This window comes from Curtobacterium sp. KBS0715, from assembly GCF_005938005.2.
GTDB lineage: Bacteria > Actinomycetota > Actinomycetes > Actinomycetales > Microbacteriaceae > Curtobacterium > Curtobacterium flaccumfaciens.
Window position 1 is genome coordinate 2,219,767 of sequence record NZ_VCCA02000001.1, and the last position, 13,925, is coordinate 2,233,691.

The window sequence follows — 13,925 nt, forward strand, 5'->3', positions numbered from 1 at the left end:
GCTGAAATGTCACCTTCTGGACGTCCGGCGTCGAACCTGACAGCATGGGCGGACGCTGTCGGAGGGGGACGAGCAGATGGATGGTGCACGACCGGGGACGGGTGTCGCCAGCGCGGGACCGACCGAGACCGCGGTGCGGCGGCAGTACGGTCCGCCACCCGTGCCGTCGATCGCGTGGAGCGAGGGTCGCGCGGTGCTCGCCTTCGTCGTGCCGTTCGCTGCCGGGCTGGTGCTGGCCGGGGTGGTGCTGCTGCTCGGCGTCCCCGGTGGTCGAGTCGCCCTGGTGAACGGTGCGTTCGTGGCGCTCGACGGGGCCGGGGTACCCGTGGCCCTGCTCGCCGTGGGCACGGTCATCGCGGCGCTCGGGCTCGGTTTCGGGGTGACCGCATCCACCGTGGTCATGCTCGCGGCCGCAGACGACGCGGTGGCGGGGCCGCGCGACGCCTGGCGGTGGTCGGTCCACCACCGGTGGCTCGTCGTCGAGGCCGCTCTCGTCGCGTTGGTGGCGGTGGCGGCGGGGACAGCCACCGCTGTGTCGTGGCGGGCAGGTGGATGGGGCGCCGTCGTGATCGTCGTGCTGCTGGTGCTCGGTGCCGTCATCGCGGCGCCCCTGCTGCTCGGCTGGGCGTTGCTCGTGGCCGGTGTGCCCCGTCGATCGGCCTTCCGTCGTGCCTGGGGATCTGGTCGGGTCGTCGTCCGTGGTGGACACGAGGCGACGGCGACGCCGCGTCGTGCGCTCGTCGGGGGAGCGACACTGACGACGGTGCTCGGGGTCGGCGTCCTGGTGCTGCTGCGCCTGTTGCCGCCGTCCGTGCTCCGGAGCAGCGTGGTCGTGGCCTGGTGCTGCGTCGCCGTGACCGGTCTGGTGCTGGTCATCGTCGCGATCGCGGTGCGTGGGGCCGCAACACGGAACGAAGGCGGTCGGCTTCGGTCACCGCTGGCGGCGGACTCGGTGGCCGGGGGACGACGGGCGAGGCCCGGCCTCGTCGGAGCGACGGCGGTGCTCGTCCCGGCGGTGGTGTTCGCGGTGGTCGTCTCGAGCAACCCGCTCGGCGCCGTGCAGTACGACGCCGCGTCGGTCGCTGCGCGCGCCATCTCCGGTGGAGACGTCGCCGACGTCACGGGGCAGACCGCTGTCGTGAGTGCGCCGTACACGCCTCCGAGCAGCCTTCGGATGTGTCGACAGGCGTCCTGTGACGGGGCCATGGAGATGCCCAGCCGGACACTCGGATCCGCGGTCGGCAGCGCGGGTGACGGCGGGCTGCTCACCGCCCAGTGGAAGGTGCGGTTCGACGGCGAGGAAGCGCAGCAGTACGAGCTCGAAGTCGTGCACTCCCGGTCGGACCAACTCGATGCGGCGCCGAAGTCGGACGGTGCCGCCTGGCCCGCGGGGAGACGGGCGGAGAAGCGCGACTCCGCCGACGAGGCGCCGGCCGTCGATCGCCCGGAAGGGCGCCGCACCACGGTCACTGCCGTCGACATCGTCGACGGAGACCGGGATCACGTCAGCTACTGGATGACGGACGTCGCCATCGCGGGTTCCGGCGACCGGCCGGTCGTGGTCGGGATCGCCCGCGGCGGTGAACCGGAAGGACGCTCGCACCTGGTCGCCGTGTTCTGCGAGGACGTGTCCTGCGTCGAACACACGGTTCGGCAGGTGGCGATGCCGTGGATCCCGCCGCTGGACCACCAGGGCGTGGACGTCGCCGTCGCAACGGACGGCACGGCCGTGGTCTCGCTGGTGTCCGAGACTTACCAGGACTCGACCTTCTCCGCGCTGCGGCTGGTGTCGTTCGGTCCGGACGGTGGCCAGCCCGTCGTCCGCGACCTGTCGCACGCGATCCCGCCGGGGGAGCCGGTCCGGGAGTGGGATGAGGCGTACGACGCGCGGGTGGCGATCGGCGGCGACGGGAACCCGGTCGTGCTCGCGCGGTCGAACGGTGTCTCGACCCAACGGCTGACGTTCTGCGCGGATGCGTCGTGCTCGTCTTCGTCGCACACGGACATCACGCCGAACGGGCCGACGAGACTCCTTCCGGCGTTCGTCATCGACCGATCGGGGCGGCCACTCGTCGCGGTCCGTGACGAGGAACGCGGCACTCTGGGACTGCTCTCGTGCCGTGACGCGCGGTGCACCAACTCCGAGCAGACGACGATCGCCCGGATCCCGCCGGTGCAGGACGAACGGTCGGGCACCAGCACGCTGGCGATCGGCCTCAGCGCCGACGACACCCCCATCGTGCTGTCGGGGGGCGTGTCGGAGGACCGGGACGAGGACGTGCAAGGACTCGTGATCCGCTGCGACCGACCCCGGTGCGGGGTGTCGTGACGTGCCCACTTGGGTTCGACGACGATGGAGCGCCGACGCCCTAGGATCGTCGTGAGGGCCTTTAGCTCAGCTGGTAGAGCGCCACGTTTACACCGTGGATGTCGTCGGTTCGATCCCGGCAGGGCCCACCGATCCACCGCTGGCCGGTCTCCCACCAGGACCGGCCAGCGATCAGTCAGTCGCTGAGGGGCGACAGCCATTCGGCTTCGAGGTCGCCTTCGACGAGGTCCGCGAGCTTGCCGAAGTAGTCCTGCATGTGCGGCTGCTGCACGTGGCGCGCGATGTCCGCCCCGGAGGACCACCGCTCGTAGAACGCGAACGCCCCGGGCTGCTCCTTCGTGGTGTGCACCGAGTACTGCTCGTAGCCGTGCTCGGATCGCACCGCGGGGATGATCGCGCGGATCGCGTCTTCGAGTTCCTGCTCCTTGCCGGCCCGGGCGCGGGCGAACCCGTAGACGGCCACCGGGGTCGTCGAGGCCAGGACGTCAGCGGGCATCAGGCCATCGGGGACGGTGTCTTCGGTCGTGCTCATGGTGACTGCTTCCTTCGTGTCGTTGCCGTCCCGAACGAGTGCTCCGGACGTCGCCAACGCTAGGAGCGGCCGGTGGGACGTTCAATGACCCTGAGGACCAGTTTCATGTCCGCGAGGACCATCCGGAATCGTTCCCTGGTCCATCCGGGAAGTCCGGCGTACCTTCGTCGACGTGGACGTCCTCTCCGAAGTGCTCGACGTCTCCGGAGTCCGGGGGAGTGCCGGCGCCCGGATCGCGGCTGCCGGAGACTGGGGCGTGGAGTGGGTCCGGGATCGCGACGCCGTCGTCTACGCGGTCACTGCCGGTGTCGCCTACCTGACGGTCGAGGGCGGGGCTCCAAGGCTCATGACGACGGGCGACGTCGTCGTCCTCACCACCGGCGCCGCCCATGCGCTCTCCAGTGCGCCCGGCGTCGGCATCCACTCCTGCGACGTCGCGGCCGCCGACGAGGCACGCCGCGGTGGTGGCCTCCTGCGCCTGGGTGACGGGGACGAGCAGACGCAGATCCTGGGCGCTTCGTACTCGCACGACCCCGCTGGATCCACACCGGTCTTCGCCCTGCTTCCTCCGGTGATCCACCTCCGAGCACAGCAGCTCGACGCGAGCCTCGCGGACATCGTCCGACTCATCGGGCATGAACTCGCTCGTCCCGGCCTCGCGACCCACCTCGTCCTCGATCGTCTCGTCGACGTCCTCCTCGTCGCGATCCTGCGGACCTGGCTCGCCTCCTCGCCAGAATCCGGCGCCTCGTGGTGGGGAGTCCTCCGCGACCCGCTCCTGATGCGGGCTGTCACGAGGATCCACGAGGCTCCCGGTCACCCCTGGACGACCGAGGCGCTCGCACGTGACATCGCGACGTCGAAGCAGACGCTGGTGCGCCGCTTCCGGACGTTCGCAGGCACCACGCCGGGGGAGTACCTCACCCGCTGGAGGATGGACCTCGCAGCGCGTCGACTCCGTGACACCGACGACGGCCTCCAGAAGATCGCCGCCGACGTCGGGTACACCTCCGTCTACGCGTTCAGCCGAGCGTTCAGTCGTGAACGGTCGCTCCCGCCCGGGCGGTACCGAACGGTCGCCCGCGCAGGTGAGCGCCCCGATTGACGGGAGCACTACTCGCTGATCGTCGATGTGCTCGCCGCGCCCATGGAGAGCAGGATCAGCGCGCGCGCCGTTGCAGAGCCGGCCTCGTAGCCGTAGACGACGAGCTGCAGGCCGGGTGACCCCTCGACGGCGAAGGTGTGTGTGTCGAACTCCAGCCGCCCGACCTCCCCGTGCGCGAACTGCTTCGCGGTGGTCGTCTTGCGCCGTACCCGTTGCGTGCTCCACCGTTCGGCGAACTCCGGGCTGGCGTCGTTCACTTCCTCGATGAGACGGAGGAGGCGCGGGTCGCTCCCGAACTCCGCGGTCGCCGCCCGCAGGCTCGCGACGGTTGCGTCTGCGGCGCGGGCCCAGTCGGCGTGGAAGTGCCGCGCCGTCGGGTCGAGGAAGGTCATCTGCACGAGGTTGTCGAACCGTCCGAAGGGTGCGTATACCGCACGGGCCAGAGCGTTCGCGGCGAGGACCTCGTGCGCGGGGTCGATCACGAAGGCGGGGTGTGTCGACCACGAGTCCAGCAGCTGCCCGAGAGCCGGCGTCACCGACGTCGCCACGCGGGGGACTCGCGGGGAAGCACCCAGTCCTGCCAACGCGAACAGGTGGGCGCGCTCGTCGCCCTCGAGCTCGAGCCCGTCGGCGATGCCCTCGAGCACGGCGGCGCCGGGGCTCACCTCCCGCCCTTGCTCGAGGCGTGTGTAGTAGTCGACGCTGAGGCCGCCGAGCACCGCGAGTTCCTCGCGGCGGAGCCCGGGCACGCGTCGGACACCGCCACCTGGCAGCCCAAGCGACTCCGGGGTGAGGCGGCGGCGGACGGCGCGCAGGTACGCGGCGAGGGTGAGGTCGTCGGCGGGCACGGGACCAGGGTAGGTGGCAGGAACTGCGCCTCCCTGGTCCTGCCGCACCCCGGCAGGACAGGGCGATGGTCGGGGGCTGCACGGCGTCGAGGCTGGGCGCATGGACACCAACAGCGCACCCCAGCCCGTTCACCCCTACCTCGGCCTCTGGGCCACCGCCGATGGTCGTATCCGCCACGAGCTGCGGCCCGACGGCCGTTACGTGGAGGCCCGAGGTGACCATGAGGCGGCCTACGTGGGCACCTACGAGGTCGACGGCGACCACATCGACTACCGAGACGACACCGGTTTCACCGCGGACGGCGACTTCAGGGACGACGTCCTGCACCACGCGGGCATGGTGCTGCACCGGCGGAAGGTCGTCCTCGTGACCGGCGCCTCGAGTGGCATCGGACGCGCGACGGCCGTCCGCCTCGCCGCGGCCGGCCACCCCGTCGTGCTCGGGGCCCGGCGCACCGACCGGCTCGACGAGCTCGTCACCGAGATCGAGGGGGCGGGCGGTACGGCGATGGCAGTGCCGCTCGACGTCACCGCCCTCGCCTCGGTGCAGGAGTTCGCGGCTGCCGCCCGGGCACGCTTCGGGCGGATCGACGTGCTCGTCGCGAACGCCGGCGTGATGCCGCTGTCACCCCTCGCCGCAGGCCTCGTCGACGAGTGGGACAGGATGATCGACGTCAACGTCCGCGGCCTCCTCCACAGCATCACGGCTACCCTGCCCACCATGCTCGCGCAGGGTACCGGCCACGTCGTGACGATCGCGTCCGTCGGCGCCTACGACGTCTCGCCCACGGCTGCCGTCTACTGCGGCACGAAGTTCGCAGCACGGGCGATCACCGAGGGGCTGCGTCAGGAGTCACCGCGCGGCATCCGTGTGACCACCGTGTCACCGGGAGTCACGGTGTCCGAGCTCGCCGCAACCATCACCGACGCCTCCGCCGCCGCAGCGATGGTCGTCTACCGTGCCGAGTCGATCTCCGCCGACGCGATCGCCCGCGCCGTCTCCTACGCGGTGGCCGAGCGACCCGACGTCGACGTGAACGAGATCGTCGTGCGGCCTGCGGCCCAGCGTTGAGTTGCTCCGCAGCGTCGCAGCGAGCGAGCAGCGAGTGGCCGACCGGGCGGAACGTCGACACGCGGGTGGAGGGCAGTGGATCGGCTAGCGGACCGCCTCTGTCCGCCAGCTCGGTCGTGTCCGCATGGTCCTGCAGGTCACGGCTGACGGCCGTCGACGTCGCCGAGGCCTTCGAGGAACTTCCTGAGGAGGCCGATCATCTGCGACTGCTCGTCGTCGTCGAGCGCCGCGAGGAGGGTCCGCTCGTTCTCGACGTGGCTGACGAGCGCGTCATTGACGGTTGCCAGCCCCTGGGTTGTGAGGGTCACGATGACGCTGCGGCGGTTCTCGGGGTCGGTCTCTCGAGTCACGAACCCTTTCGCGACCAGCCGGTTGAGGCGGTTCGTGATGGCGCCGGACGTGACCATCGTGCTGGCGAGTACCTCTCCGACGGTCAGCCGGTGTGGTGAGCCGGCGCGGCGCAGCGCTGCGAGCAGGTCGAACTCACCCGGCAGGAGGTCGTGTTCCGCGAGGACCGCGGCGATGCGCCTGTCAAGGATCGCTTCCGCGCGGCTGATGCGTCCGATCAGAGCCATCGGGCTCACATCGAGTTCTGGACGTTCCTTCGCCCACTGCGCGAGCACGCGATCGACAGCGTCCGGCATCCACACTCCTTCACGTTGAACTGTTTGACATCAACCCTACGCTGCCTATACTGGCCAACGTTCAACAGTACGACGTTGAGAGAAATGGGGGGACGAGCGGATGGGCAACAACACGAGGAGCGCCACTCGAGGCGCGATGGAACTGCACCTCGGTGACGAGGTCGCCGACGCACTCGCCGACGGTGCTGCCGTACTGGCGCTCGAATCGAACGTCGTCGCCCAGGGGCTGGCGTACCCGAGGAACCTCGACACTGCGCTGCGGGTGGAGGAAACGGCGCGGGAGGCTGGCGCCGTCCCCGCGACCACTGCGGTCCTCGACGGTGTCGTCCGCGTCGGCCTCACCCGAGAGGAACTCGAACGGGTCGCGTCCTCGCCGACACTGCCGAAACTCTCCACCCGAGACCTCGGCGCGTGCCTGGCACGCGGCGGCACCGGCGTGACGACGATCGCTGCGACCATGGCCATCGCGGACCTCGCCGGCATCGCCGTCGTGTCATCTGCGGGGCTCGGCGGCGTGCATCGCGGTGCGAGCGAGAGCTTCGACATCTCCGCAGATCTGCCACAACTCGTGCGCTCCAAGGTCATCGTCGTGTCCGCAGGAGCGAAGAAGATCCTGGATCTGCCGGCCACCTTGGAGTACCTGGAGACAGCGGGCGTCCCCGTCGTGGGCTACCGGTCCGATGAATTCCCGGCGTTCTACTGCGTTTCCAGTGGCCTCCCGGTGCCACACCGAGCCGACGACATGTCAGAGATCGTGCGAACAGCACTCAGCCACTGGTCGATGCGGGACAGCGGGGCGGTCCTCGTCACGCACCCGATCCCCGAAGCGGACGCACTGCCATCCGCCGAGGTCGACGCAGCCATCGACGAAGCGCTCCTCCGGGTGGCATCGGAACGCATCAGCGGGCAACGCGTCACCCGGTACCTCCTCGACGCGGTGGACGTCGCGACGCAGGGGCGGGCGAGCACAGCGAACGCGGCCGTCCTCATCAGCACCACCACGATCGGCGCGGAGACAGCAGTCGCGTACGCCGAAGCAACGAGGGAGCCGCGGTCGTGAACGCGGTCGAAGTGGTCCTGTTCGACCTCGACGGCACACTCATCAACACCCCTCCCGCCATCGCGGTCGCGCTTCGCGCGGCGGTCGTCGACACCACCGGTACGGAACTGGACCTCGCCAGCATCATCCCGCTGATCGGCAGACCGTTGCCGGCACTGTGCGGGAAGCTCGTCAACCGGGACGAAGACGACCCGGTGACGACCGCTGTCACCGCCGCGTACCAGGACCACTACCGGCGCGACATCGTCCCGAACGCGAAGAACCTGCTGTTCCCCGACGTCGCCGCCGGCGTCGCGGCGCTGGCAGCGGACGGGAAGCAGCTCGCCATCGTCACCAGCAAGAACCACGGTGCCGCGGAACTGATTCTCGACTCGGCCGGCCTCCTTCCGTTCTTCGACGTCATCGTCGGCGCTGACGACGTCCGAACCCCGAAACCCGCGGCGGACGCTGGCCAGCACGCCTTGCAGTTGCTCTCCGCGAACCCGGTTGCGGCAGTGATGGTCGGGGACACCGCCGACGACATCCACATGGCCAACGCGGTCCCCATGCGGTCCATCGGGGTGACCTACGGGGCGACCAGCGCAGCGGCGATGGCAGCCCTGCACCCCACCTTCATCGCGAACAACTTCCCGGCGGTCGCATCGGCGCTCGCCTTCGACTCCACTGCGAAGGATGCGGTCCACTCGTGAGCAACCACAGCACCGAAACGCTCGACCGGCCGACAGGAGCTGGCCGTCAGGTCCACGAACTCGCCCGCACTGACGCCCTCCTGACCCTGCACGCGGCAGCGCGGGACGCCGACGCCACCCATCTGGAGTTCGTCCTCACAACGCAACGGATCATGCGGCTCCTCCTCGAGGACGCACTCGGCAGGCTGCAACACACGGACAGCACCCCGACCACTCCCATCGGCGCTCCGTTCCCCGGACGCCGCCGAGTCCAGCAGGAGACCTTCGCCGTGTCGGTGCCACGGGCAGGCGACGCCCTCGAAGCGGAGCTGCGGGCGATCGTCCCGGATGCGCGGCTGGGGAAGATCCTCATCCAGAGGGACCCCGACCGGAAGGTCCCCGTCTTCCACTGGAGCAAGCTGCCGGACGGCCTCGCCGGCAGCGAGGTGCTCCTCCTCGACCCGATGATGGCGACCGCGGGCACAGTGAAGATGGCGGTCAGCGTCCTCGCTGCTGCCGGCGTCCGGCCAGCGGACATCATCCTCGTCAACTTCCTCACCTGCCCTGAGGCGCTCGAGAGGCTCTTCGACGAGTACCCGGAGATCCGCGTCGTCACGAGCTTCATCGACGAGGGGCTCACCGAACAGGCGTTCATGCGTCCCGGTATCGGAGACTTCGGCGACAGGTACTACGGAACGTACCGATGACCGCCCCCGCGAACACGCCAGCCATCGGTGTCGCTGGCATCACCGCGGCAGCCGCAGTGGCACCCATCGTCTGGGGAACCACCTACGTCGTGACCACCCAGCTGCTCCCCGCCGCCCACCCGATGACCGCCAGCGTCCTCCGCGCGCTGCCGGCGGGGCTGCTGCTGCTGGCGATGCGGCCCGGCATCCCGCCTCGTGGCTGGCGACTCCGGACCGCGGTCCTCGGAATGCTCAACATCGGCTGCTTCTTCCCGCTGCTGTTCATCGCCGCGTACCGCCTTCCCGGCGGACTCGCGTCGGTCGTCGGCGCACTGCAACCCCTCATCATCATCGCGTTGACGCTGATGCTTCGATGGGGGAGACCGTCGCTGGCACACCTGCTGTGGGGCATCGTCGCCCTCCTCGGAGTGTCCCTGGTGTCCGTGACCGGGGGAGCGTCGTTCGACCTGCTCGGCTTCGGCGCGTCCGTTCTCGGCACCGTGTCGATGGCGTCCGGCATCCTCCTCACCCGTCGGTGGGGCACCCCACCGAACACACATCCGCTGAACTCCACTGCCTGGCAGCTCATCGTCGGTGGTGCTGCCATCATCCCGCTCATCCCTGTCTTCGACCGGGGGCCGTGGGACCCGACAACGGGCGGCCTCGTGGGGTACGCATGGCTGACCTTCGTCGGCGGGGCGCTCGCGTACAGCCTGTGGTTCCGAGGGGCTCGGACCCTCGCTCCCACCGGCATCGCACTCCTCGGTGTCCTCAGCCCGGTCACCGCAGCCGTCCTCGGCTGGGTCGTCCTCGGGCAGGCACTCACCCCCGTGCAGATCATCGGGTTCGTCGTCGCGCTCGGCGGCTCGCTCGGCGGGCAGCTGACACCGGCGTACAAGCCACGCGCCGCTCTGCGCCAAGCCATCTCGTAAGCACCACCGTCAGGAAGGGGAATCTGATGGCAACACTCACATCGGTCGCTGCATCTGGGGACGCAGAGACACTCACCGCACTGCTGCGAGCCGCAGTCGAGGAGAATCCTCGGAACGCTGCGGTCATCGACGGTGACACCACCGTCACCTTCGCGGATCTGTGGACACATGCGCACGCACAGGCGACGCATCTCATGAAGTCCGGTGTCCGCCCCGGCGATGCCGTGGGGCTCTTCCTGGAACCGGGTGCCGGACTCATCACCGCGGCCTGGGGTGTCCTCCTCGCCGGCGCCGCGTACGTCCCATTGGCTGTGGACTACCCCGCGGAACGCATCCGGTACATGATCAACCACTCGAAGCTCGAGCACGTCATCACCGATGAGCGATCCGGCGCGGCCGTCCGGAGGTTGACGCCGGACACCGTGCGGGTGCACAAGACGGGCGACCACGCTCTGTCAACCGTCAACCCGACGGCGGACCAGCACATCTCGAATCCCGCCGGACCCGCGTACGTGATCTTCACGTCCGGTTCAACCGGGAAGCCGAAGGGCGTCGTGGTTCCGCATCGGGCGATCAGCCACCAGATGCGGTGGCTCGCCCAGGAGATGACACTCAGCAGCTCCCGCGTCCTCCTCAAGACGCCGACGAGTTTCGATGCCGCGCAGTGGGAACTCCTCGCAAACGCCACCGGCGGAACCATCATCATCGGCCCCGCCGGTATCCACAGAGACCCGGCACGGATCGCGCAGTTCGTCCACGCCCAACGGGTCACGCATCTGCAGTGCGTTCCAACACTGTGGCGCGCACTCGTCCGAGAGCCGTCGTTCACCGCCAACGACACGCTCACCCACGTGTTCAGCGGCGGCGAGGCGTTGACGAACGCTGACGCGCGAGAGCTCGTCGACGCGGTACCCCGCGCGGCGCTCATCAACCTGTACGGCCCGACCGAGACGACGATCAACGCCACCTTCCACCGGGTAGGCCCACGCGACATCGACGATGTCCAGTCGGTGATCACGATCGGACAGCCGGTACCCGGCTGCACCATCCATGTCCTGGACGACGCACGCCGACCCGTCGCCGCCGGAGACGTCGGTGAGCTCGTCATCGGAGGCCCCCAGGTCGCATCCGGGTACAAGAACGACCCGGAGCGAACAGCGGAACGGTTCATCGACATCGACGTCGATGGGGAACGCACGCGCGTGTACGTCACCGGGGACCTCGTCGCCCAGCACCCGAACGGGGACCTGCACTTCCACGGCCGCGTGGACGACCAGGTGAAGATCAACGGCCACCGTGTGGAGACGGAAGAAGTCCGCCTCGCCATCGAACAGCATCACTGGGTGCGCTCCGCCGCGGTCGTCCCCTGGACCGACCCACGCGACGGCCTCGCGCGCCTCGCCGCGTTCGTGGAACTCGACCCGGAAGAGGCCGCGGTCATGGACGCCGACCGTGCTGGACAGCATCACCGGTCGAAGAAGGGACACGACCAAGTCCGGGCACAACTCGCCGCGCTCAAGCGCGACAGCGCCCACTCGCCATCGGACGAAACCGCCCTTCCCACCGCGAACGGCACCCCCGAACAGCGGAAGACGGCGTTCGCCCGGAAGACGTACCGCTTCTTCGACGGCGGCGACCTAACCAAGGACGACATCGCCACGTTCATCGCCGACTCCCGGCAACCGGAACCGGCCGTGCCGCCCGCGCCGATGAACGTCGAACGCATCGGACACTTGCTCCGCTGGTTCGGGCCGTTCAGCAGCAGTGAACGGCTCCTTCCCAAGTACGCATACGCGTCCCCTGGCGCCCTCAACGCCACCACCATCTACCTCGAGGTCGTCGGCGTCGACGGTATCGACGACGGACTCCACGAGTACCACCCCGACACCCACGCGCTCCAGCAGGTCGGAGCAGCGCCCACCGAGACAGCACCCGGACTCATCCGCGTGCAGCTCGTCGGTGACCGCGACGCGATCGAAGCGGTGTACGCCACGAACGTCGACGAGGTGCTGCACTTCGAAGCAGGGCACATTGCTGGCCTCCTCGACCACGCGTCCGCCGAGCTCGGCTACTTCACCAACCACCGCACCCCGGTGCAAGATCCGCGGATCTCCGACACCCACCGGGTCTGCACCGCCGTCATCGACCTCCACACGGAACGGCCGGCTCCGGACGACTTCCCGGTGCGGACGACAGTGCAGCTCCACAGCAACGTCACCGACGGACGCGCCGGAACCTACGATGTCGGGCCGAACGGCCTGGAACGTGTGAGCGCGGACGTCATCGAACGACGGCACGTCATCGCCATCAACCAGGAAACGTACGACCGGTCCAGTTTCGGAGTGGCGATGTCAGTGCCCGCCGGAGCAGGCTGGCGTGGTTTCGTGGAACTCGGTCGAACCCTGCAACGGCTGCAGATGAACTCATCGAACATCGGACTGATGTCGGCGGGGTACTCATCGATGACGGGACGTGACCTGCCATCCGCTGTTCGCTACCGGAGCATCGTCGGAGGTGACCCTCTGATGTACTTCGCTGTCGCCGGGGCGGTGTCCGACGGGCAGGTCGAGTCGGTCGGCATGCGTGAAGACTCCGTGCACACGCGCGGTCCGGAGGAGATCCTCCGCGACGATCTCCGGAAGACCCTCCCGTACTACATGGTGCCGTCACGGGTCACCGTCACCGACAGCATCCCCGTGTCCAACAGCGGGAAGCACGATCGATCCGCGCTCATCACCACGATGGAAACGACCGTCGCACCCGCGGTGGAAACGGTTCCACCAGGAAGCGACGTCGAGGGGCGCATCCTCACCCTCTGGAACGAGGTACTCGGCGCCGAGCAGCACTCCGTCACAGCGGACTTCTTCGACGTCGGTGGGAACTCCCTCGACGCGGTGCAACTGATCAACCGCATCAACCGGGAACTCCGAGGGACGCTCCCGGTGCAGACCGTCTTCGAGCGGCCCACGGTCCGCGCCCTTGCCGCGGCGCTGAGCGCCGACCCGCCCACGTCCAGGCTGATCAAACTCGCCGACGGCCCAGGGCAGCCCTGCATCATCTGGCCGGGCCTCGGTGGCTACCCGATGAACCTCCGCGCGCTGGCGAAGCACCTGTCTTCGGAGTTCGCCGTCTACGCCGTCCAAACCCATGGGCTGAACGTCGGAGAGACCCCGTACCCGACGCTGCAGGAGATGGTCGACCGGGACGTCGCGCTCCTCGGCGGAGCGTTCCCCGACCAGGACCTGACCCTCGCCGGCTACTCGTTCGGCGCTCGAGTCGCGACCACCGTTGCCGCCGCCCTGCAGCGGGGAGGACGCACGATCAGTCGGCTCATCCTCGTCGCTCCGGGTTCACCGTTCGTTCCGGGGCTCCACGTCACCCCCGGCGACCGGTTCACTGACCCGTACTTCCTCAGGATGGCGTACTCCGTCTTCCTCGGGCGGCTCCCGGACGCCGACGCGTCTGGACGCCTGGACACGATCACCGACGAGGGGCACTTCCTTGCCGCGTTGCAGGCATGGCGGCCCGATCTCGACACCGAACTCGCAAGGAGGATCCTCCGGGTCGCATCGACCACGTTCCAGTTCCGGGCAGCGCCAGCCCCGGACGTCACCGGGCTGCTGGAGAGCATGGAAGTGTTCACCGCCACCGGGGACAGCCCGTCGTTCCTCCGAGCAACGGAGACGACCCTCGAAGACGCTGGTCGGCTCTGCCACCTCCCCGTCGACCACTACACGATCCTCCGTGACCGGACGGCAGCGATCATCGCCGAACTGCTCGGCGACCGACAACTGCAGGAGGGTTGATGCCCCACTTCAAGATCTGGCACTTCCACCCAGAGCTCACCGATGACCAACGGCAGCGTCTCGCGGCTGCCCTCGAGACCGTCGCGGTGGACATCCTCGGAACCTCGCCGAGCGCTGTGTCCGTCGACGAGATCGGCGTTCCGGAGGACGCTTGGAAGGCCGACGTGTTCGACGTCGAGATCCTTCCGCGCCACGAAGACCTCGTCCGCAAACCGGGCTACTCCATGTGACGGCCAGGGGCGG

The 13,925-nt window shown here is 69.0% G+C and carries 12 protein-coding genes and 1 tRNA gene; 10 read left to right on the forward strand and 3 right to left on the reverse strand.

Annotated features, from left to right (window positions below):
- Window positions 1-160: 160 nt before the first annotated feature.
- A complete protein-coding gene (locus FFG40_RS10595) occupies window positions 161-2,329 on the forward strand; it encodes a hypothetical protein (RefSeq protein WP_138803140.1) in 2,169 nt (722 codons plus the stop codon).
- A 55-nt stretch (window positions 2,330-2,384) separates the two neighbouring features.
- Window positions 2,385-2,457: transfer RNA gene (locus FFG40_RS10600), tRNA-Val, on the forward strand.
- Between the two features lie 47 nt (window positions 2,458-2,504).
- Here FFG40_RS10600 and FFG40_RS10605 read toward each other — a convergent pair.
- Window positions 2,505-2,861, reverse strand: a complete 357-nt coding sequence (locus FFG40_RS10605) for a putative quinol monooxygenase (RefSeq protein WP_110864707.1) — start codon at window positions 2,859-2,861, stop codon at window positions 2,505-2,507.
- A gap of 172 nt (window positions 2,862-3,033) precedes the next feature.
- On the opposite strand from FFG40_RS10605, the gene FFG40_RS10610 reads away from it, so the two are divergent.
- Window positions 3,034-3,966: an AraC family transcriptional regulator gene (locus FFG40_RS10610; protein ID WP_138803141.1), complete on the forward strand. Its 933-nt coding sequence runs from the start codon at window positions 3,034-3,036 to the stop codon at window positions 3,964-3,966.
- A gap of 8 nt (window positions 3,967-3,974) precedes the next feature.
- On the opposite strand, the gene FFG40_RS10615 is transcribed toward FFG40_RS10610, so the two are convergent.
- Window positions 3,975-4,814: a helix-turn-helix transcriptional regulator gene (locus FFG40_RS10615; RefSeq protein WP_138803142.1), complete on the reverse strand. Its 840-nt coding sequence runs from the start codon at window positions 4,812-4,814 to the stop codon at window positions 3,975-3,977.
- Between the two features lie 100 nt (window positions 4,815-4,914).
- On the opposite strand from FFG40_RS10615, the gene FFG40_RS10620 reads away from it, so the two are divergent.
- Window positions 4,915-5,886, forward strand: coding sequence for an SDR family NAD(P)-dependent oxidoreductase (locus tag FFG40_RS10620; RefSeq protein ID WP_138803143.1), 972 nt, complete (start codon window positions 4,915-4,917; stop codon window positions 5,884-5,886).
- A 137-nt stretch (window positions 5,887-6,023) separates the two neighbouring features.
- Here FFG40_RS10620 and FFG40_RS10625 read toward each other — a convergent pair whose 3' ends face one another.
- Window positions 6,024-6,530, reverse strand: a complete 507-nt coding sequence (locus FFG40_RS10625) for a MarR family winged helix-turn-helix transcriptional regulator (protein WP_138803144.1) — start codon at window positions 6,528-6,530, stop codon at window positions 6,024-6,026.
- 136 nt (window positions 6,531-6,666) lie between these two features.
- Between FFG40_RS10625 and FFG40_RS10630 the strand changes: the two genes are divergently transcribed.
- From FFG40_RS10630 to FFG40_RS10655, 6 genes are read left to right on the forward strand one after another with little or no spacing between them, the layout of a single operon-like run.
- Window positions 6,667-7,590, forward strand: a complete 924-nt coding sequence (locus FFG40_RS10630; RefSeq protein ID WP_138803145.1) for a pseudouridine-5'-phosphate glycosidase — start codon at window positions 6,667-6,669, stop codon at window positions 7,588-7,590.
- Complete coding sequence (locus tag FFG40_RS10635; RefSeq protein ID WP_138803146.1) at window positions 7,587-8,279, forward strand: HAD family hydrolase; 693 nt, start codon at window positions 7,587-7,589, stop codon at window positions 8,277-8,279. Before FFG40_RS10630 ends, FFG40_RS10635 begins: the two co-directional genes overlap by 4 nt.
- A complete protein-coding gene (gene upp / locus FFG40_RS10640) occupies window positions 8,276-8,965 on the forward strand; it encodes a uracil phosphoribosyltransferase (protein ID WP_071247985.1) in 690 nt (229 codons plus the stop codon). The genes FFG40_RS10635 and upp overlap by 4 nt, the downstream gene beginning before the upstream one ends.
- On the forward strand, window positions 8,962-9,876 hold the full coding sequence (locus FFG40_RS17300) for an EamA family transporter (RefSeq protein WP_071247981.1): 915 nt from the start codon (window positions 8,962-8,964) through the stop codon (window positions 9,874-9,876). The genes upp and FFG40_RS17300 overlap by 4 nt, the downstream gene beginning before the upstream one ends.
- 26 nt (window positions 9,877-9,902) lie before the next feature.
- Window positions 9,903-13,682, forward strand: a complete 3,780-nt coding sequence (locus FFG40_RS10650; protein ID WP_260678913.1) for an amino acid adenylation domain-containing protein — start codon at window positions 9,903-9,905, stop codon at window positions 13,680-13,682.
- Window positions 13,682-13,912 (forward strand): tautomerase family protein, encoded by a 231-nt coding sequence (locus FFG40_RS10655; protein WP_071247975.1) that lies wholly within the window; start codon window positions 13,682-13,684, stop codon window positions 13,910-13,912. Before FFG40_RS10650 ends, FFG40_RS10655 begins: the two co-directional genes overlap by 1 nt.
- Window positions 13,913-13,925 lie beyond the last annotated feature (13 nt).